This window comes from Bradyrhizobium sp. CIR18 (assembly GCF_014198295.1).
Lineage (GTDB): Bacteria > Pseudomonadota > Alphaproteobacteria > Rhizobiales > Xanthobacteraceae > Bradyrhizobium.
The window spans coordinates 255,527-272,548 of sequence record NZ_JACIHF010000001.1; the positions used below are offsets into that span (position 1 = coordinate 255,527).

Consider the following 17,022-nt stretch of genomic DNA (forward strand, 5'->3'; position numbering starts at 1 on the left):
TGCGATGGACCGCTCAAAGCTCTACCGCCGTTTTCGCACCCTCCTGATCGCCAACCGCGGCGAGATCGCCTGCCGCGTCATCCGCACCGCGCGCGCCATGGGGCTGCGCACGGTCGCGGTCTATTCCGAGGCCGATCGCGATGCGATGCATGTCGCGCTTGCGGATGAAGCCGTGCTGCTCGGGCCGGCGCGGGCCCGCGACAGCTATCTCAATGTCGAGCGGCTGATCGAGGCCGCGCGCAAGACCGGCGCCGAAGCCGTGCATCCCGGCTATGGCTTCCTGTCGGAGAATGCCGAATTCGCACGGGCCTGCTTCGATGCAGGACTGGTCTTCGTCGGCCCGACCGCCGGGATGATGACGGCGATGGGCTCGAAGTCCGGCTCGAAAGAGCTGATGGAGAAGGCCGGCGTGCCGCTGGTGCCGGGCTATCACGGCGAGGCCCAGGACGAGGCGACGCTTTCGAAGGCGGCCGACAAGATCGGCTTTCCCATCCTGGTGAAGGCCTCCGCCGGCGGCGGCGGCCGCGGCATGCGGATCGTGCGCTCGGCCGATGAGCTTGCGCCCGCGATCGTCAGCGCCAAGCGAGAGGCCAAGGCCGCGTTCGGCGACGACCGCATGCTGATCGAGAAATATGTCGACAATCCCCGGCATATCGAGGTGCAGATCATCGGCGACAGCCACGGCAATCTGCTCTCGCTGTTCGAGCGCGAATGCACGTTGCAGCGCCGGCACCAGAAGGTGATCGAGGAGGCGCCGTCGCCGACGCTCAATCCAGCGCAGCGCGAGGCGGTCTGCGCCGCCGCGCGAAAGGCCGCAGGCGCGGTGAACTATGTCGGTGCCGGCACCATCGAGTTCGTCTCCGACGGCAAGGACGTTTTCTTCATCGAGATGAACACGCGTCTGCAGGTCGAGCATCCCGTGACCGAGCTGATATCAGGCGTCGATCTCGTCGAATGGCAGCTGCGCGTTGCCTTCGGCGAGGCGCTGCCCTTGAGGCAGGACGAGATCAAGCTCAACGGCCACGCGGTCGAGGCGCGCGTCTACGCGGAAAATCCGACCAAGAACTTCATGCCGTCGGTCGGCAGGATCTCGACCTGGCGGCTGCCCGCGGAGACCGGTGGCCTGCGCATCGACGCCGGCTACCGCGAAGGCGATAGCGTCTCGCCTTACTATGACGCCATGCTCGCCAAAATGATCGCGTGGGCGCCAACGCGGGATGTCGCGATCGAACGGCTGAACCGCGGGCTGGAAGAGTCCGATGTCCGCGGCATCGTCACCAACATCCCGTTCCTGTCGGCGCTGATGACGCATCCGAAGGTACGGACGAATGCGATCGACACCGGCTTCATCGAGCGTGAGCTGGCGGTGCTGACACAGGCCGCGCCGGCGCCGGGTGAGCTCGAGCTGTGCGCCGCGGTGGCCGCTATTATCAGCGACGAACGACAGGCGGCACAGGCGGAGGCGAATTCGCCCTGGCGGACCTTTGGCTGGCAGCCGGTCGGCCGCCGCCAGCGCAGCTTTGCTTTTCGCGTCGGTCACGGCCCCGAGCAGAAGATCGTGCTGAACTACGGCAGCGGTCCGTCGACGCTGATCATCGGCGAACGCGAATTGGCATTTGCGATCGCGCTGCGCGACGGCGGCTTCGACCTGACGCTTGACGGCGTCAAGTCGTCGGTCGCCGCGGTCGTCGCCGGCCATGAGCTTTACCTGCGCACGCGCAACGGCCGCTTCGACCTGCATTGGGTCGATCCGTTCGGCGGCGAGAGCGAGGAGCATATCGGCGAGGACAAGATCGCAGCGCCGCTGCCGGGCACCGTCGTCGCCGTGCTGGCCGAGGAGGGGGCCAAGCTCGAGAAGGGCGCGCCGATCCTGACGCTGGAAGTGATGAAGATGGAGCAGACGCTGCGCGCGCCCTATGCCGGCGTCTTGAAGTCCATCAAGTGCAAGGTCGGCGACATCGTGCAGGAGGGCGTCGAGCTCGCGGTGGTCGAACCTGCGGGAGAGTGACATGAGCGACCCCGTCCGCATCATCGAAATGGGGCCGCGCGACGGCCTCCAGAACGAGAAGACACCCGTCAGCGTCGAAGCCCGTATCGCCTTCGTCGAGGCGCTGGTCGCGGCCGGCCTCGATACGGTCGAGGTCGGGGCGTTCGTCTCGCCCAAGGCGATCCCGCAAATGGCGAGCTCGGATGCCGTGCTGCGCGGCGTGAACCACATCAAGGGCGCCGAATTCCACGTGCTGGTGCCCAACGAGAAGGGCTATGACGCAGCGCGCGCCGCGGGCGCGAGAGTGGTCTCGGTGTTCGCCGCGGCCTCCGAGGGATTTTCTCGCGCCAACATCAATTGCACGGTCGCCGAGTCCATCGATCGGTTCAAGCCGGTGCTGGCTCGTGCCAAGGCTGATGGCGTCAAGGTGCGCGGCTATATCTCCTGCGTGCTCGGCTGTCCGTTCGACGGTGAAATCAAACCGAAGGCCGTCGCCGATCTCGCCAAGACGCTGTGGGATCTCGGCTGCTACGAGGTCTCCCTCGGCGACACCATCGGCGTCGGCACGCCTGATAAGGCCAAGGCGATGCTGCGCGCGGTTGCCGCCAACATTCCCGCCGCCAATCTCGCAATGCATTTCCACGACACCTACGGACAGGCGCTCGCCAATCTCTATGCCGGCCTGGAGGAGGGCGTCCGCGTCATCGACGCTGCCGCCGGCGGCCTCGGCGGCTGCCCCTACGCGCCGGGTGCGACCGGCAATGTCGCGACCGAGGACGTCGTCTACATGCTCGAGGGCATGGGCGTCAGGACCGGCATCGACATGGACAAGCTGCTGGCCGCGACGAACGAGATGAGCCGCGTGCTGGGCAAGCCGCCGATGAGCCGGGTGGCGTCCGCGCTGAATGCGAAGAGGAAGCGGGCGGCGACGTAGGTCTGCGCCATGGTAAGCGCAGGTGCCGTAGGGTGGGCAAAGGCGCGTAGCGCCGTGCCCACCATCTTTTTATGATCGAGACAGGTGGTGGGCACGCTTCCGCCTTCGCTCTTCGAGCTACGGCGGACAAGTCGCTTTGCCCACCCTACGAGACCTGCTTTCAGGCCGCCTTCAGGCCCACATCCGGCAGGCGCGGCCGGCTCTTCAGTGCCTTGGCCATCATGGCCTCGACCTCGGCCTTCTCCTGCGGCAGCAGCGCGAGGCGCGGCGGGCGGGTCAGCGCGGTGCCGCGGCCCATGATGTGCTCGCACAGCTTGATGCACTGGACGAGGTCGGGGCGCGCATCGAGGTGCAGCAGCGGCATGAACCATTCGTAGATCGGCATCGCCTCGGCGAAACGCCCGGCCTTGGCCAAGCGAAACAGCGTCTCGCCCTCGCGCGGGAAGGCGTTCGACATGCCGGAGACCCAGCCCACGGCGCCCATGGCGATGCTCTCGACGATGACGTCGTCGAGGCCTGCGAACAGCACGAAGCGGTCGCCCACCATGTTCCTGGTGTCGATGAAGCGCCGGGTGTCGCCGGAGGAATCCTTGAAGCACACCACGGTCTCGACGTCAGCGAGCGAAGCCAGGATGTCAGGCGTCACGTCGTTCTTGTAGATCGGCGGATTGTTGTAGAGCATCACGGGAAGGTCGGTCGCGGAGGCGACGGCGCGGAAATGCGCGGCGGTCTCGTGCGGCTTGGACGAATAGACCAGCGCCGGCATCACCATCACGCCGTCGATGCCGACGCGCGCGGCTTCCTTCGCCGTCTCGACCGCAAACGCCGTGGTGAATTCGGCGATGCCGCACAATACGGGCACGCGGCCGGCAGCGACCGACTTCGCCGTCTCCATGATCGCGACCTTCTCCTTGCGCTCCAGCGAGGTGTTCTCGCCGACCGAGCCGCAGACGATCAGGCCCGAGACGCCGTCGCGGATCAGACCGTCCATCACCTTCGCGGTTGCGTCGATGTCGAGCGAAAGATCGTCATGGAATTGGGTGGTGACGGCCGGGAAGACGCCTTCCCAGGAAACGCGGCGGCTCATTGATTTGACTCCAAGTAAGATTGCCGGCGGGGGGCTGGATCCGCCGGGCGTGGTGAAGAGGATGGCGGGTGGGATCAGAGCGTCGCGCCGACCTTGCGCAGCTCGGCGAGAATCGGTGCCTTGGGCAGCCAGATCTTGTCGAATTCGGCGATGACGGCCTCGGTGTCGCCCGCCGGGACCTGGCGGATCGGGATCGGCGCGTTCTTGAAGTTCTCGATCAGCGCTGGCTCGTTGCCGGCGAGTTCGTCGATCTGCGCATCCAGAGTCGCCTTGACAGTCTTGGTGATCAGCTCGCGGTCGGCAGCGGGGAGCGACTGCCAGACCCGGCCGGAAACGACGGCCGCCATCGGCATGAAGACGGCATTCATCTGCAGGATCACCTTCGACACCTTGTCGAAACGCTGGTTCCAGGAGAATTCGAGATCGGCCTCGAGGCCGTCGACCTGGCCGTTGGCCATCGCGTCGAACACCTGCGGCGTCGGGATCGGTGTCGGCGCTGCGCCGAGGGACGAATAGAAATCACGATAGACCGGCGTCGGGTTGATGCGCAGCTTCATGCCCTTGATGTCGGCGAGCGTCGTCAAATCCTTCGATGAGAACACCGCGCGCATGCCGGTGATGCCCCAGCCGAGGCCGATGGTGCCGGTCTCCTGCGGCAGCACCTCGAACAGCTTCACGGCCGCCGGATGCCGCACAAATTTCGCCACCGCCGGCGTCGAGCGCACGATGTAGGGCGCGTTGATCGCGGCGATGTGCGGCACGCGCGAGCCGAGCTCGGCGGCCTGGATGAAGCCCATGTCGAGCGCGCCGGATTGCAATTGCTGCATCATCGCGGGCTCGTTGCCGAGCTGGCCGGAGTGGAAGACGGTCAAGGTCAGGCGGCCGTTGGTTGCGGCCTTGAGATCGTCACCGAATTTGAGCGCGGCCTTGTTCCAGGAATGGCCGTTCGGAGTAATCAGGCCGAGGCGGAATTCCTTGGCCTGGGCGAGCGCCAGCGACGGCGCAAACACCGATGCGGCGGCACTGGCGGCGAGAAAGCGGCGGCGTGTAAGCGGCATGGTCGGGCTTCCTTTTGAACGGGACTATTTGATGAGGATCAGCGAGAGCGACGGATAGAGCGAGAGCAGCACCAGCAGGACGCAGGAGATGACGAAGAAGGGCAGCGTCACCATGAACATCTTGCCGGGCTTGGCGCCGGTGACGGCGGCCGCGACGAAGAAGCAGAGCCCGACCGGCGGCGACAGCAGGCCGAGCACGAGATTGATCACCACCACGACGCCGAAATGCCGGGGATCGATGTGATAGACCTCGGTTGCAACAGGCAGCAGGATTGGCACCGTCATGATCAGGCCGGGAATGCCGTCGATGACAGTGCCGATCACCAGCAGGATGACGTTGCAGATCAGCATGAAGCTGACCGGGTCCTTGGCGGCCGTCTGGATCCAGGCAGCCGTCTCCTGCGGCACCTTGCCGAAGATCAGGACCCAGGAGAACACCGCGGCGGCCGCGACCAGGAACAGCACGATCGCCGAATAGATCGCGCTGCGCAGCATCATCTGCGGCAGCTGCGAGAACTCGAACTCCCGGGTCCAGTATTTTCCGACGAGTGCGGCGGCCACAGCGCCGACCGCGGCGGACTCCGTCGCATTGGCGAGGCCGCTCAGAATCGTGCCGACGATGACGACGGGGATCAGCAGCGTCGGCGACGTCCGCAGGATCGTCATGACGCGCTGGCGCGGCGTCTGATAATCCGCGCGCGGATAATTGTAGACATAGCCCATCAAGGCGATGACGAGGCAGAACATCACGGTGAGGATGACGCCCGGCACGATGCCTGCGATCAGCATGTCGCTGACCGAGACCCGCGCGAGCACGCTGTAGACCACGAACATCACCGAGGGCGGGATGATGGGGCCGAGCATGCCGCCATAAGCGGTCAGCCCCGCCGCAAACGTCTTGTCGTAACCCTTCTTCTCCATCTCCGGCACCATGATCTGGGCCATGATCGCGACCTGCGCGGTCGCCGATCCCAGGATCGAGGAGATGAACATGTTGGCGAGGATGTTGACGTAGGCGAGCCCGCCTTTGAGCGAGCCGACGAAGGCCATCGCCATGTCGACGATGCGCCGTGTGATGCCGCCGCCATTCATGATCTCGCCGATCAGGATGAAGAGGGGAATCGCGATCAGGCCGTAGCTGTCGACGCCGCCGAACAGCTGCAGCGGATAGGACTGGAACAGCACGGGATTGCCGGATGCCGCAATGTAGACGAGGCCGGCGAGGCACAGGCAGAGGCCGATCGGCACGCCGACCAGCATGAAAACCATAAAGGCCGCCGACGTGATCATCAGTTGACCCCGTCGAGCTCGGAGAGCTGGAAGCCCTTTGGCGGCATACGCGGCACCAGCCCGAGATCTTCCAGCAAATTGGCGAGGCCGTGAACGGTCATCGACACCGCGAAGATCGGCAGCGTCAGGTAGAGCACCCAGGTCGGCCAGTTCAGCGTCTGGGTGTGCTCGGTGTACAGGAAGTTGAAGGTTTCGGCCGCGAGCTTGCGCCCGTCGAAGCCGGCGCGGGCAAGGCCGATCGGATCCATCCAGAGCACACAGGTGACGATCAGGGCGGCGCCGAACACGACGACGAGGCCGGTCGAGATCACCTTCGCGATCTTCTGGTGTCGCCCCGAAAGACGCTCCGTCAGCATGGTGACCGCGAAGTCGAGCCGCAGCCGCGTCATCGCGGAGGCACCGATGAAGGTCAGCCAGACCACGCAATAAACAGCGGATTCGTCGATCCAGTAGATCGGAAAGCGCGCGTAGCGAGTGACGACGTTCACCAGGATCAGGCCGGTCAGCACGTACATCAGGCCCATCAGCGCAAGGCGCTCCACGGCGAGCAGGGCGCTGGAGGCGCGAATGACCATCCGTCGAACGCTGAACGCGCGGTTGGCCGGGATCGTCTGCTCGATCATGAAAGAGGCCCCACACCCCAAAAATTGTCGTGCTATCGACAAATGTATAATTTATACAATTTGAGTGTCAAACGGAGATTGCGGTCATTTCGGCGGCAGGCCGCGCTTTTGCTGGTCACGCTGCTTTGTGGGACGCCCGGCTTTTGCTGGAGCGCCCGACATGCAAGAGAGAGACCGCTTCGGCCGGACGGGAAGGACAACAGAAGGTCAGATGAAACAGCCTCTGAAGCATCGCACCCTGTCGGCCGCGATCGTCGACCAGCTCAGGCAGGCGATCCTCGACGGCACCTATCCGGCCGGGTCGCAGTTGCGGCAGGATGCGCTCGGCGAGGCCTATGGCGTCAGCCGCATTCCGGTTCGCGAGGCGCTGTTCCAGCTCGAGGCCGAGGGACTGGTGCGGATCGTGCCGCAGAAGGGCGCCATCGTCTCGGAGCTGTCTCTGGACGAGATCAACGACGTGTTCGATCTGCGTTGCATCCTGGAGCCGCGGCTGCTGGCGCAGTCGGCGCCGCGTTTCTGCGCTGACGATTTCGACGGGCTCGACGACATCCACAAGCGCTTCGAGAAGGCGATCAAGGCGAAGAACGTCAGCGAATGGGGACAGCTCAACGCCGACTTCCACATGGCGCTGTATGTCCACGCCCCGCAGCCGCGCACGCGGGCGATCGTGCTGTCGCTGCTCCAGACCAGCGACCGCTACACGCGTCTCCAGCTCTCCAACACCAAAGCGATGGGGACAGCCGAAAGGGAGCACGCCCATATGATCGCGCTCTGCCGCGCACAGAGGGTCGAGGAGGCCTGCCGCTTCCTGGAACGGCATATCGAAGCCGTGCGCAAGGATCTGTTGCAGGTGGTGGCTGGCAGCGTGGTCGCGCCGAAGGCGCGGCGGAAAGAGAAATCGTAGGGTGGGCAAGAGGCGCGTAGCGCCGTGCCCACCATCTCTCAGTGAACGCGACAGGTGGTGGGCACGCTTCGCTTTGCCCACCCTACGGCAGCCGTGATCGCCGCTACCTGCTCCCGTCCGGCCCCATCACCAGATCCGGCAGCCCGGTCGAAATCGCCGGGAAGAAGCACAGCAGCAGCACTGCCAGCATCATCAGCAGCACGAACGGCAGCGTGCCCCAGATCACTTCGCGCAAGGGAATGTCCGGCGCGACGTTGCGGATGACGAAGATGTTGAGGCCGACGGGTGGATGGATCAGCCCCATCTCCATCACGATGGTCATGACCACGCCGAACCAGATGATGTCGAAATTGGCGGCGCGGAGCGGTGGCAGGATGATCGGCGCGGTCATCAGGATGATCGAGACCGGCGGCAGGAAGAAGCCGAGCACGACCACCATGACGAGGATCGCGAACAGCAGCTCCCAGCGCGGCAGGTGCATCGCAACGATGGATTCGGCGACCGATTGCGAGATGTGCAGATAGCTCATCACGTAGGAATAGAGCAGCGACATGCCGATGATCATCATCAGCATGGTCGATTCCCGGATCGTCGACTTCATGATGGGCGCAAGGTCGCTCGGCCGCCACACGCTGTAGATCGCCGCGATCAGCGCCAGCGCCAGCAGGCCGCCGAGGCCGGCGGTCTCTGACGGCGTGGCGTAGCCGCCATAGAGCGCGATCATGACGCCGGTGAGCAGCAGCACGAACGGGATCACACGCGGCAGCACGCTGAAGCGTTCGGCGAGCGTGTATTCGTCGCGGGCGAGAATCGCAGCTTCCGGGCCACCGTTCTTGTAGATCGCTTCTGCGGCGGCGTATTCCTGACGGAAGCGGATCACGGCGTAGGCGCCGAACAGCGAGACCAGCAGCAGGCCCGGTCCGATGCCGGCGAGGAAGAGCCGTCCGAGCGATTTCTCGGCGGCGACCGCGAACAGGATCATGGTGATCGAGGGCGGCAGCAGGATGCCGAGCGTGCCGCCGGCAGCGATGATGCCTGCGGCAAAGCCGCCGGAATAGCCGCGCTTGCGCATCTCCGGAATGCCGGCCGAGCCGATCGCCGAGCAGGTCGCAGGCGAGGAGCCCGCCATCGCCGCGAACAACGCGCAGGCGAACACGTTGGCGACGCCGAGCCCGCCGGGCACGCGATGCAGCCAGGCATGCAGGGCCGAATAGAGATCCTGGCCGGCGCGCGACTTGCCGATCGCGGCGCCCTTCAGGATGAAGAGCGGGATCGACAACAGCGTGATCGAGGCCATTTCCTCGTAGACGTTTTGCGTCACCGTATCGAGGGACGCCGCCGGCATGTAGATGCCCATGAACACGACCGCGACCGCGCCGAGCGCGAACGCAATGGGCATGCCCGAGAACATCACGAGCAGCGTCGCAACGCCGTAGGCAACGCCGATACCGAACACGCTCATGAACGCTTGGCTCCGGTAAACGGCAGCGCAAGCTGCACGAGGATCTGGATGCAGAGCAGGCTCATGCCGAACGCCATCAGCGAATAGGGAATGGCGAGCGGCGGCGACCACATCGAGTTGGAGACCTGGCCGTCGACATAGGCCTCATGGGCCAGCGTCCAGGACTTCCAGGTGAAGAAGGCGCAGAACAGGAACGTGAAGGCGTCGACCAGCCAGAGCCTGATCCGGTTCGCGAGCGGCGAGAGCAGGCCGACAAAGGCCTCGATGCCGATATGGCCGCGGTTCTGCTGCACATAGGCGGCCGTCATGAAGGTCGCGCCGACCAGCAGGAACACGGCGGCCTCGTCCTGCCAGTAATTGGCGGCCTTGAACAGCGCGCGGCTGAGCACGCTGTAGCTCAGGATGGCGCAGGCCGCGACCAGTGCGATCGCGGCGAACACGACGATGATGCTGTTGAGGATGGCAAGACCGCGATCGATCGCCGCCACAAGGCCGGTCCCTGCGGCAGCGATGGTTTGATCGTCACGATCCGGAAGCGGACCGTGGCTCATGCGGCGACGTCGATGGCGAGCTTGAGCAGGTTCGCCGAGGTCGCGGTCTTGGCGCTGTAGTCCTTCCAGGCGGTGTCGCGGGCGATGTCACGCCACTTGCCGACGGTCGCGGCGTCGAGCACCGAGACCTTGGCGCCGGCCTTCTCGTAGACCTTGGCGACCTCGACGTCGTCGTCCTGCGCGCCCTTGCGGCCGAAGGCCTCGAGCTCGGTGCCGACCGCGAGCAGGATGTCCTGCTGGTTCTTCGGCAGCTTGTCGAAGATCGCTTTCGACATCATCAGCGGCTCGAGCATGAACCAGTAGGAGGCGCCCGCGCCCGAGGTCAGGGACTTGGCGACCTCTTCCAGACGGAACGAGATCAGGCTGGTCGAGGAGGTGATGCCGGCATCGCAGGCGCCGGTCTGCATCGCCGCGTAGATTTCGTTCGAGGGCACCGACAGCACCGAGGCGCCGGCGGTCTGCAGCACCATGTCCATCTCGCGCGAGCCGCCGCGCACCTTCAGGCCCTTGGCGTCTTCCGGCGCGACGATTGGCTTGGAGCGGCTGGCGACGCCGCCGGCCTGCCACACCCAGGAGAGCAGGATGATGCCCTTGTCGGCGAGGAAGTCGGTCAGCGCCTTGCCGACCGGCTCCTTCTTCCAGCGCAGGCCCTGGTCGTAGGTGGTCACGAGGCCGGGCATCAGGCCGATATTGGTCTCCGGCAGCTCGCCGCCGGCGTAGGGCATCGGATAGAGGCTGATGTCGAGCGCGCCCTTGCGCATCGCGGAGAACTGCGCGTTGGTCTTGATCAGCGAGGAGTTCGGATAGATCTCGGCGGCGATGTCGCCGTTGCTGCGCTTAGCGACTTCAGCAGCGAACATACGGCAAAGCCGGTCCCGGAAATCACCCTTGTCGATGGTGCCGCCGGGGAACTGGTGCGAGATCTTCAGCGTGGTCGCGGCCTGCGCGGTGCCGGTGCCGAAGCGGAGAATGGCGGGTGCGGCGACCGCGGTCGCGAGCAGATGGCGGCGCGTGAGCATGGTGTGATCCCTCTGAGCGTTTCTTCGAACGGTTCTTGTTGGCGTGATTTGGGCGGGTCATCTGACCGGCACGTAGGCCCATCCTAGCCGGTCTTTCACCCGATATTCTCTCATCTGATAGTTCGAGACCGAATGCCGCGGCAAGGGGTGGTGACCGTGCTGCGCTGCACACATCCGCTTTCCACCGCAGGCCCCGGCCTCCTCAGAACGGCGGATCGCAGCAGGCTCGTCAAATTTATCTCGCGGCGAGGTAACAATGCGGGGTGTCCATCCGTCGAGATTGAATAGCGGCGTCCGTCGCTGACAAACACCATCTCGAAGGAAAGATGATCCATGACCATTCGCACCCGTATCGTGCTCGGCGTCTCCGCTGCCGCTCTCTCGCTCGGCCTCGCGCTCGCGCCGGCCGCCTTTGCTCAGGACAAGATGGGCAAGGACGACGGCATGATGAAAAAGGACACGATGTCCAAGGACGGCATGATGAAGAAGGATACCATGTCCAAGGACGACGGCATGAAAAAGGATCACATGTCGAAGGACGGGATGAAGAAGGACGACGGGATGATGAAGAAGAACTGATCTTCGACTGTCGTCCGCAGCAGACGGACGTGCGTCGAAAACCCAGGGGCGGTCACGTGGACCGCCCCGGAATAGTCAGTTCAACTTCAGTTGAACGCGACCGGGAATGCTACTTGCGCTTGGCCTTGCGGGCGGCGTAGCGGGCGTCGCGCTTGGCCTTCTGCTCGGCTTCGATTTCAGCCTGCTTGGCGATCGCTTCCTCCGCCTCGCGGGCGATCCGGGCTGCCTCTGCCGCTGCGGCCTCTTCCGCGATACGCTTCTGCTCGGCCTTTTCGGCCTCGCGCGCTGCCTTTGTCTCGGCGCGCTTGGCCGCGAGGGCCTCGCGCTCGGCGCGTCGTGCCGCGACCGCCGGATCGTCGTGACCGGGCTGCGACTTGAATTTGTTCAAAAGATTTTTGCGTGCTTCCTGCGCCGCCTTTTGTCGGTCGGAGAAGCCTGGTTCCCTGAATCCACTCATCGAACGAACCTTGTCTTCCTCACTTTCAGCCCTACATCACTGCGTGTTGGTACGTCGGCTGGGCATAGCGGGCGCCACGCGACGCAGAAGCGTGTACATCGGCGCGCGTCGCGAAGCCACCCATAATCGCAGCCGATCAGGTAGACGAAAAATCGCCGCCCCGACGATCTCGTAGCCCGGAAAAACTGCCGAATTGTGATGTCCCTCATAAGGGAGCACGCGGGCGACGCCTAGCGTCCGCCCCGATACGAGACGGAGCACGGGCATGACGTTCTTCCGCTTCCACCAAAAGGCGCTCGCAATCGCCTTGGCCCTGATAGCCGTTGCCGGCGCGGCGCTGCTGCTCGCTCGTCCGCAGCCCATCGAGAGTGCCGTCCTGGGTGCCGACTGGGAATGCACCCAGACCGCATTCGTGCTCACGACCTGTGCACCGCGGCTCCAACAGGCGATCCCGGCGGTCGAAACCTCGCGCAAGGATGCGATCCGGGCGACCCGAGGCTGAACCCGACGAACTGGGCTGATCGGGATGTGACGGGACGTCGCAGAGGTGGTAAGCCGGCACGCCCGCGCGGTAGGTAGCCATGTCCACGTCCAAGCTCGAGTCCAAGCCCGAACGGGGCGAAAAGCCGAAATCCCAACCCGGTGATAACCGCCGTGGCGCGATCGCCGGCTTGATCATCGCGATCCTGATCCTCGGTGTCGGCTGGTGGCTCGCGCGGGACCTCACCGCGGCCAGCAAGATGCAGGACTGCCTGATGTCCGGGCGGAGCAATTGCAACGTGATCGAGCCGGCCCGCTAGAAGCGGTCCAGCACGGCCCGTCGAGCCGAAAAAATGCCGTGATCTTAACCATTTGTAACGCGACATAGCTGACCAAAGCAGGTCAGCTATGTCAGCCGGCATCAAGCCGAGCGCGATCCGAATCGTCTATCGCGCCAGGCACCACGGCATTCGAGAGAGTAGGGGTCAAGCACGCATGAGTGCGTCCAGCCGCATGAAGATCATCATTTCCTTGGTTTCGGCCATGTCGTTGCTCGCGCTTTCGGCACAGGCCCAGGACGCCGGGCCGTCGAGGGACGCAAGGCCACCAAGGGACGCCGGCCAGCCTCCGGCCCGCCCGGGCGCAGGGGCACCGCCTCCGGACAGTCAGAACATGCGCAGGGGCCCGCCGCCGCAGCAGGCGGCCCGACCCGCGCCGCAGCCCGGTGGCCAGCCCCATGCTGGTCCCGGTCCGCACGGCGCCGGCGGCCCGCCGCCGGGAGGCCATGTCGCCCGTGGTCCCGCTCCGACGCGCGACTGGGGCGGACAGGCCTATCGTGGCAATCGCTCCTGGGACGGTGGGCGCTGGCGCCACGAAGTCCACAACGGCCGCTCCGGCTGGTGGTGGGACGTTGGCGGCGTCTGGTATTATTATCCGCAGCGGATGGCCGGTCCGCCGGCCTACATCTCCGAGGAGTATTACGACGACGTGCCGGTGGCCTATGCCCCGCCGCCGCCTCCGGTCGCCTATGCACCGCCACCTCCGCCGCCGCCGGCTGATCCCGGCGCGAGCGCGCTTGGCGGCGCCATCGTCGGCGGCGTGCTGGGCGGACTGATCTCGGGTAACGCCACAGGGGCTGCCGCGGGCGCGGTTCTCGGCGGCGCGACCGGAGCCATCGCCGGTGCCACCGCCGCCTCTCAGCCCGGCTACTACTGGGCGCAGGGCAATTGCTACTACCGCTATCCGGACGGGCAGTACGTGGCGACCGATCCGCGAGCGTGCCGCTAAGGCAGTGGTTGCATCCTGACCTGAAAGAGGCGGGCGAAAGCCCGCCTCTTTTGTTCTGGTGCCGTCAACCGAATGTCTCGATGCGTATGTCGGCGCGACGTTTGGCGGCGCACAACAATTGCCTCAAAATAGCACTGGCTCCCGGTGCCGCTTCACGCGATTCTCAAAAGAAAAAACGTTGGGAAAACGATTCGCGGGGACGTGGGACATGCTGGATGCAATCCAGATCAGCTTGGCGCTTTGGGCCATGATCGTTTGCGGCGGGATCAAGCTGGGGCAGGTGGTGCACTGCCTGTTCTAAAGCGCGATGAGATTTGGATGAATCGTCATCGCGCTTTCGGTTGTTGTTTGCGCATGATCTTTCCGGAAAACCGCTTCGCACTTTTCCGGATCATGCTTTAGCGCACGATCGCTGCCGCGAGCCTTGCTCGCCAGCGCGACGGATCGGCCTGCGTCACACGAGCCAGTTGAAGAACGCAATCGCGCCCCAGACCAGGCCGGCGATCCAGGCCAGCATCACGATGCCGATGGTCCCGAGATAGGCGATGCCGAGCAGGTCGGTCCTTTTTCGTTGCGTCGGGACGTTGGCCGGAGCTGCTGCTTCTTGTGTCATGACGGGAAATACCATCGATGCCTTCGCGGGCTGCTGGAGCGTCGAGACATGGTCTAACCGAGATGCAGGTCGCGGACTGTGACACAATTCACAGATCGCCTGGATGAAAGCCCAGCCAAATGGCTTCGCAATCAGCGCATGCACGCAGTGAAGCAGTCGTGCCGGCCGTTTGCCTCAGTCCGGCAGACGCGGACGTTACCCCGCAATCATACGGACGAAATTGCCATGGGCTTGTCCAGATGGCCGGCTAGAGTCGGTCTCATGTGTACCAAGTACGACCCACAGCACGAAGCGGAGGCCGCGATGAAGCGGGCCGCGGCATCGGAAGGCGCCGATCGGCAACGGCTGATCCAGTTGGCGCTGGCCTGGCACGAGCTGGCCCGCGAGCGGCGCGACGAGCGGGCGGACTGAGGGCAAACGCAGGGGAATTTCGCGTCAGACGATGACGGGCCGAGCCCGGCCGATAGGTTGATCTGCATGAGAAAGCCCCGTGCTCGGGGGACAAGCACGGGGCCCTTCAAAGCCGACCGGGGCTGGCAGGTCGGCACCACCTGATTTCAAGCCATCCAACGTACAGGTCGTGATCTCGTTCCCCGCCGCTGTGCATTTTGTTGTGCTCTGCTTGATACGCCTGGCGTTGCGCGGGGCAACGCCTCGCTCACGCTCAGGAACCTCCGTTCCCCGCGGACGTTGGCCGTCCATGACCGACCCCGAGTTACGCGCCCAATCCTTCGACATTGCCTGGAAATATCTCGACCGATCCGGCCTGCTCACAGGCGAGCACGAGGACTCCGCTCGCTTCATCCTGAACCGGATCGATAGGTTGATGCTGCGAGGAGAGCGCCGCAGGCTGTTGTTGTCGAACGCTGCGATCGACGCGTACCTGCTGCGGCCGACGCTCGTGCCCATGGCTACGTGATCGATGGCTACGTGATCGATCTGACGAAACGCGATGTTAAGAAAAGCGCAGCGCCGATTTTGCGATTACGATTCGTGCTTTTGGAACGAAGCGGAGTCGGATCGTGAACAAACAAAAAGCCCCCGAAGGGGCTCAATGTTCAGGCGGCTTCCGTCTTCGGCACGGCGTCGGCATTCATTGAGAGCTTGACGACATCGCCTTCGACGGCACCCACATATTTCGTGTCGATGTAGTGATGATGGTCCTTGTGACCTTCCGGGCTGTCCTTCCGCGTCAGCTTGATGCGGTTGCCCTCGACGCGGTCGACCGTGCCGACATGTGCGCCGTCCTTGCCGATGATCTTCATGTGCTCTCTGATCTCAGACATGTTGTCCTCCTTGCACCGTCTCAACGGCCAGGATGGACGTTCGTTGCAGCGGGCGCGCGTTGGACCCAAGGCGATTTCCGCACGTTGTCATCCGATCGGATCTGCCCAAGACGCGCATGGAGACCATTCAGGCCTATCTCGAACGGAAGCACTGGGAACTCGGGCTGTTCAATGACTGCCTGAGGCATCGGCTCGATTTGACGCGTCCGCGATCGGTCGACGAGGTCGTCAGGTCCAAATTCCAGATCACTGCGGCGCTCAGGGCAGAGCACGAGCTGCACGAGTGGAAGGCAACGGAAACAGCCTGGTCGCACACCGCCGATCCCGTCAGCGGGCCCTTCAAGTTCAGTTACGATTACCAGCGTGCCGATCTTACGGTGCGCGGTCCTTCCTTCTATGACCTCGACGGCGGCTGCATGAGCGCGGCGATCTATACTGCCTCAGGCATGGCTGCGATCTCCGCCGTGCTGCTCGCCTCCGCGCAAATCGTCGAAAAGGCTGATTTGCTGGTGCTTCCCGGCTCCTATGGCGAGACACTGGAGCTGATCCGGGGTCTTGTTCCTCATCTTCGGCTCGTGGCTTTGAGTCTGCCGCTGAGCGATGCGTTTGCTTCGGCGAATTCCCCGAAAATTCTTCTGTTGGATTCCTGCTCCCGCGCCGGCGCTTTTGAGGCGGCGATCCGAAGCGACGGCTCGGGTCTCGATCTCGTGATTTTCGATACGACATGCTTCGCGGGCAGCTCGGGCCGGATCCGGCGCGTCCTGAGCTGGGCCCGGCGATACGGAATTCCACTGGTGCTGGTGCGAAGTCACAACAAGCTCGATTCGCTCGGGGCGGAATATGGCCGCCTCGGCTCGGCGGTTTTCGTGCAGGGGGATGAGGACCGGCAGCGGGCAGGGCGGCCTGATTGGACACGTCTCGCAGCCGAAACCCGCAACGCGGTGCGGCTTCTCGGCGGCGCCGCTTTGCCGGCGCACTTCCCGCCCTTTGTCGGCAGCGCGGTCTACTGGGCCCTCACGAAGCGGCGTGTTGCGGCGATCCTGCGCAACGGCCGAAGCATGGGCCGCCATTTTGCTGCAAAGCTCCCGGCGCTCTCGGCCGAGCTCCATTTCGCCCACGGTCTCTATGTCACCTTGCGGGGCAGGCGTCCTCTCGACGAGGCGAGCGCGCGGCAGGCCGCCGAGGACATGAGCAACGAACTGCGCGCTGAGGGCCTCCCGATTCGCCATGCCGGCAGCTTCGGTTTCGACTTTGCCGCGACCGAGTGGTTTCACGACGCGACCACGGACCAATATAGTGTGCGGGTGGCGGTCTCGGATTTGCCGACAGAGGTCTGGGGCGATCTCACCTCAGCGATTGCGCGCTGGTGGCAGGTTCGTCAGTCGACTGGTGGCGGAGGATGAAT

At 64.5% G+C, this 17,022-nt stretch carries 19 protein-coding genes; 9 read left to right on the forward strand and 10 right to left on the reverse strand.

Annotated elements, in window-relative coordinates; genetic code table 11:
* Window positions 1-4: 4 nt before the first annotated feature.
* Together GGD65_RS01355 and GGD65_RS01360 are read left to right on the forward strand one after the other, a co-directional pair.
* Window positions 5-2,008, forward strand: a complete 2,004-nt coding sequence (locus GGD65_RS01355) for an acetyl/propionyl/methylcrotonyl-CoA carboxylase subunit alpha (protein WP_183234212.1) — start codon at window positions 5-7, stop codon at window positions 2,006-2,008.
* A 1-nt stretch (window position 2,009) separates the two neighbouring features.
* Window positions 2,010-2,921, forward strand: coding sequence for a hydroxymethylglutaryl-CoA lyase (locus GGD65_RS01360; RefSeq protein WP_183234213.1), 912 nt, complete (start codon window positions 2,010-2,012; stop codon window positions 2,919-2,921).
* A gap of 160 nt (window positions 2,922-3,081) precedes the next feature.
* On the opposite strand, the gene GGD65_RS01365 is transcribed toward GGD65_RS01360, so the two are convergent.
* From GGD65_RS01365 to GGD65_RS01380, 4 genes are all read right to left on the reverse strand, one after another.
* Window positions 3,082-4,008, reverse strand: a complete 927-nt coding sequence (locus GGD65_RS01365; RefSeq protein WP_179730528.1) for a dihydrodipicolinate synthase family protein — start codon at window positions 4,006-4,008, stop codon at window positions 3,082-3,084.
* 74 nt (window positions 4,009-4,082) lie between these two features.
* Complete coding sequence (locus tag GGD65_RS01370; protein WP_183234214.1) at window positions 4,083-5,066, reverse strand: TRAP transporter substrate-binding protein; 984 nt, start codon at window positions 5,064-5,066, stop codon at window positions 4,083-4,085.
* A gap of 24 nt (window positions 5,067-5,090) precedes the next feature.
* Complete coding sequence (locus tag GGD65_RS01375) at window positions 5,091-6,356, reverse strand: TRAP transporter large permease (RefSeq protein WP_183234215.1); 1,266 nt, start codon at window positions 6,354-6,356, stop codon at window positions 5,091-5,093.
* The gene (locus GGD65_RS01380; protein WP_018323133.1) at window positions 6,356-6,979 is read right to left on the reverse strand and encodes a TRAP transporter small permease; all 624 of its coding nucleotides are present in this window, start codon (window positions 6,977-6,979) and stop codon (window positions 6,356-6,358) included. Before GGD65_RS01380 ends, GGD65_RS01375 begins: the two co-directional genes overlap by 1 nt.
* 211 nt (window positions 6,980-7,190) lie before the next feature.
* On the opposite strand from GGD65_RS01380, the gene GGD65_RS01385 reads away from it, so the two are divergent.
* On the forward strand, window positions 7,191-7,883 hold the full coding sequence (locus tag GGD65_RS01385; protein WP_183234216.1) for a GntR family transcriptional regulator: 693 nt from the start codon (window positions 7,191-7,193) through the stop codon (window positions 7,881-7,883).
* Between the two features lie 103 nt (window positions 7,884-7,986).
* Here the strand turns inward: GGD65_RS01385 and GGD65_RS01390 are convergent, their stop codons facing one another.
* From GGD65_RS01390 to dctP, 3 genes are read right to left on the reverse strand one after another with little or no spacing between them, the layout of a single operon-like run.
* On the reverse strand, window positions 7,987-9,345 hold the full coding sequence (locus tag GGD65_RS01390; RefSeq protein ID WP_018323135.1) for a TRAP transporter large permease: 1,359 nt from the start codon (window positions 9,343-9,345) through the stop codon (window positions 7,987-7,989).
* Window positions 9,342-9,896, reverse strand: a complete 555-nt coding sequence (locus GGD65_RS01395; RefSeq protein ID WP_183234217.1) for a TRAP transporter small permease — start codon at window positions 9,894-9,896, stop codon at window positions 9,342-9,344. Before GGD65_RS01395 ends, GGD65_RS01390 begins: the two co-directional genes overlap by 4 nt.
* Complete coding sequence (dctP, locus tag GGD65_RS01400; RefSeq protein ID WP_018323137.1) at window positions 9,893-10,915, reverse strand: TRAP transporter substrate-binding protein DctP; 1,023 nt, start codon at window positions 10,913-10,915, stop codon at window positions 9,893-9,895. The genes GGD65_RS01395 and dctP overlap by 4 nt, the downstream gene beginning before the upstream one ends.
* A gap of 333 nt (window positions 10,916-11,248) precedes the next feature.
* Between dctP and GGD65_RS01405 the strand changes: the two genes are divergently transcribed.
* Window positions 11,249-11,494: a pentapeptide MXKDX repeat protein gene (locus GGD65_RS01405; protein WP_018323138.1), complete on the forward strand. Its 246-nt coding sequence runs from the start codon at window positions 11,249-11,251 to the stop codon at window positions 11,492-11,494.
* Window positions 11,495-11,603: 109 nt separating this feature from the next.
* Here GGD65_RS01405 and GGD65_RS01410 read toward each other — a convergent pair whose 3' ends face one another.
* Window positions 11,604-11,951 carry a DUF6481 family protein gene (locus GGD65_RS01410; protein ID WP_018323139.1) on the reverse strand — a complete coding sequence of 116 codons (348 nt, stop codon included), beginning with the start codon at window positions 11,949-11,951 and terminating at the stop codon, window positions 11,604-11,606.
* Between the two features lie 265 nt (window positions 11,952-12,216).
* On the opposite strand from GGD65_RS01410, the gene GGD65_RS01415 reads away from it, so the two are divergent.
* From GGD65_RS01415 to GGD65_RS01425, 3 genes are all read left to right on the forward strand, one after another.
* Entirely contained in the window at window positions 12,217-12,453 is a 237-nt protein-coding gene (locus tag GGD65_RS01415) for a hypothetical protein (protein WP_026202882.1), read from the forward strand.
* Between the two features lie 79 nt (window positions 12,454-12,532).
* A complete protein-coding gene (locus GGD65_RS01420; protein ID WP_092258373.1) occupies window positions 12,533-12,751 on the forward strand; it encodes a hypothetical protein in 219 nt (72 codons plus the stop codon).
* 175 nt (window positions 12,752-12,926) lie between these two features.
* Entirely contained in the window at window positions 12,927-13,718 is a 792-nt protein-coding gene (locus GGD65_RS01425; protein ID WP_183234218.1) for a hypothetical protein, read from the forward strand.
* 454 nt (window positions 13,719-14,172) lie between these two features.
* Here GGD65_RS01425 and GGD65_RS01430 read toward each other — a convergent pair whose 3' ends face one another.
* Window positions 14,173-14,331 (reverse strand): hypothetical protein, encoded by a 159-nt coding sequence (locus GGD65_RS01430; protein WP_183234219.1) that lies wholly within the window; start codon window positions 14,329-14,331, stop codon window positions 14,173-14,175.
* A gap of 700 nt (window positions 14,332-15,031) precedes the next feature.
* Between GGD65_RS01430 and GGD65_RS01435 the strand changes: the two genes are divergently transcribed.
* Window positions 15,032-15,250 (forward strand): hypothetical protein, encoded by a 219-nt coding sequence (locus GGD65_RS01435; RefSeq protein ID WP_018323145.1) that lies wholly within the window; start codon window positions 15,032-15,034, stop codon window positions 15,248-15,250.
* Window positions 15,251-15,389: 139 nt separating this feature from the next.
* Here GGD65_RS01435 and GGD65_RS01440 read toward each other — a convergent pair whose 3' ends face one another.
* Window positions 15,390-15,617, reverse strand: coding sequence for a DUF2171 domain-containing protein (locus GGD65_RS01440; protein ID WP_018323146.1), 228 nt, complete (start codon window positions 15,615-15,617; stop codon window positions 15,390-15,392).
* Window positions 15,618-15,733: 116 nt separating this feature from the next.
* Between GGD65_RS01440 and GGD65_RS01445 the strand changes: the two genes are divergently transcribed.
* A complete protein-coding gene (locus tag GGD65_RS01445) occupies window positions 15,734-17,020 on the forward strand; it encodes a hypothetical protein (protein WP_183234220.1) in 1,287 nt (428 codons plus the stop codon).
* Window positions 17,021-17,022 lie beyond the last annotated feature (2 nt).

Coding starts and splice junctions, on each gene's coding strand:
- dctP (WP_018323137.1), bottom strand. CDS start 10,915: ATGCTCACGCGCCGCCATCTGCTCGCGACCGCGGTCGCCGCACCCGCC.
- GGD65_RS01420 (WP_092258373.1), top strand. CDS start 12,533: ATGTCCACGTCCAAGCTCGAGTCCAAGCCCGAACGGGGCGAAAAGCCG.
- GGD65_RS01430 (WP_183234219.1), bottom strand. CDS start 14,331: ATGACACAAGAAGCAGCAGCTCCGGCCAACGTCCCGACGCAACGAAAA.
- GGD65_RS01410 (WP_018323139.1), bottom strand. CDS start 11,951: ATGAGTGGATTCAGGGAACCAGGCTTCTCCGACCGACAAAAGGCGGCG.
- GGD65_RS01360 (WP_183234213.1), top strand. CDS start 2,010: ATGAGCGACCCCGTCCGCATCATCGAAATGGGGCCGCGCGACGGCCTC.
- GGD65_RS01445 (WP_183234220.1), top strand. CDS start 15,734: ATGGAGACCATTCAGGCCTATCTCGAACGGAAGCACTGGGAACTCGGG.
- GGD65_RS01380 (WP_018323133.1), bottom strand. CDS start 6,979: ATGATCGAGCAGACGATCCCGGCCAACCGCGCGTTCAGCGTTCGACGG.
- GGD65_RS01405 (WP_018323138.1), top strand. CDS start 11,249: ATGACCATTCGCACCCGTATCGTGCTCGGCGTCTCCGCTGCCGCTCTC.
- GGD65_RS01355 (WP_183234212.1), top strand. CDS start 5: ATGGACCGCTCAAAGCTCTACCGCCGTTTTCGCACCCTCCTGATCGCC.
- GGD65_RS01425 (WP_183234218.1), top strand. CDS start 12,927: ATGAGTGCGTCCAGCCGCATGAAGATCATCATTTCCTTGGTTTCGGCC.
- GGD65_RS01415 (WP_026202882.1), top strand. CDS start 12,217: ATGACGTTCTTCCGCTTCCACCAAAAGGCGCTCGCAATCGCCTTGGCC.
- GGD65_RS01440 (WP_018323146.1), bottom strand. CDS start 15,617: ATGTCTGAGATCAGAGAGCACATGAAGATCATCGGCAAGGACGGCGCA.
- GGD65_RS01365 (WP_179730528.1), bottom strand. CDS start 4,008: ATGAGCCGCCGCGTTTCCTGGGAAGGCGTCTTCCCGGCCGTCACCACC.
- GGD65_RS01375 (WP_183234215.1), bottom strand. CDS start 6,356: ATGATCACGTCGGCGGCCTTTATGGTTTTCATGCTGGTCGGCGTGCCG.
- GGD65_RS01385 (WP_183234216.1), top strand. CDS start 7,191: ATGAAACAGCCTCTGAAGCATCGCACCCTGTCGGCCGCGATCGTCGAC.
- GGD65_RS01435 (WP_018323145.1), top strand. CDS start 15,032: ATGACCGACCCCGAGTTACGCGCCCAATCCTTCGACATTGCCTGGAAA.
- GGD65_RS01390 (WP_018323135.1), bottom strand. CDS start 9,345: ATGAGCGTGTTCGGTATCGGCGTTGCCTACGGCGTTGCGACGCTGCTC.
- GGD65_RS01370 (WP_183234214.1), bottom strand. CDS start 5,066: ATGCCGCTTACACGCCGCCGCTTTCTCGCCGCCAGTGCCGCCGCATCG.
- GGD65_RS01395 (WP_183234217.1), bottom strand. CDS start 9,896: ATGAGCCACGGTCCGCTTCCGGATCGTGACGATCAAACCATCGCTGCC.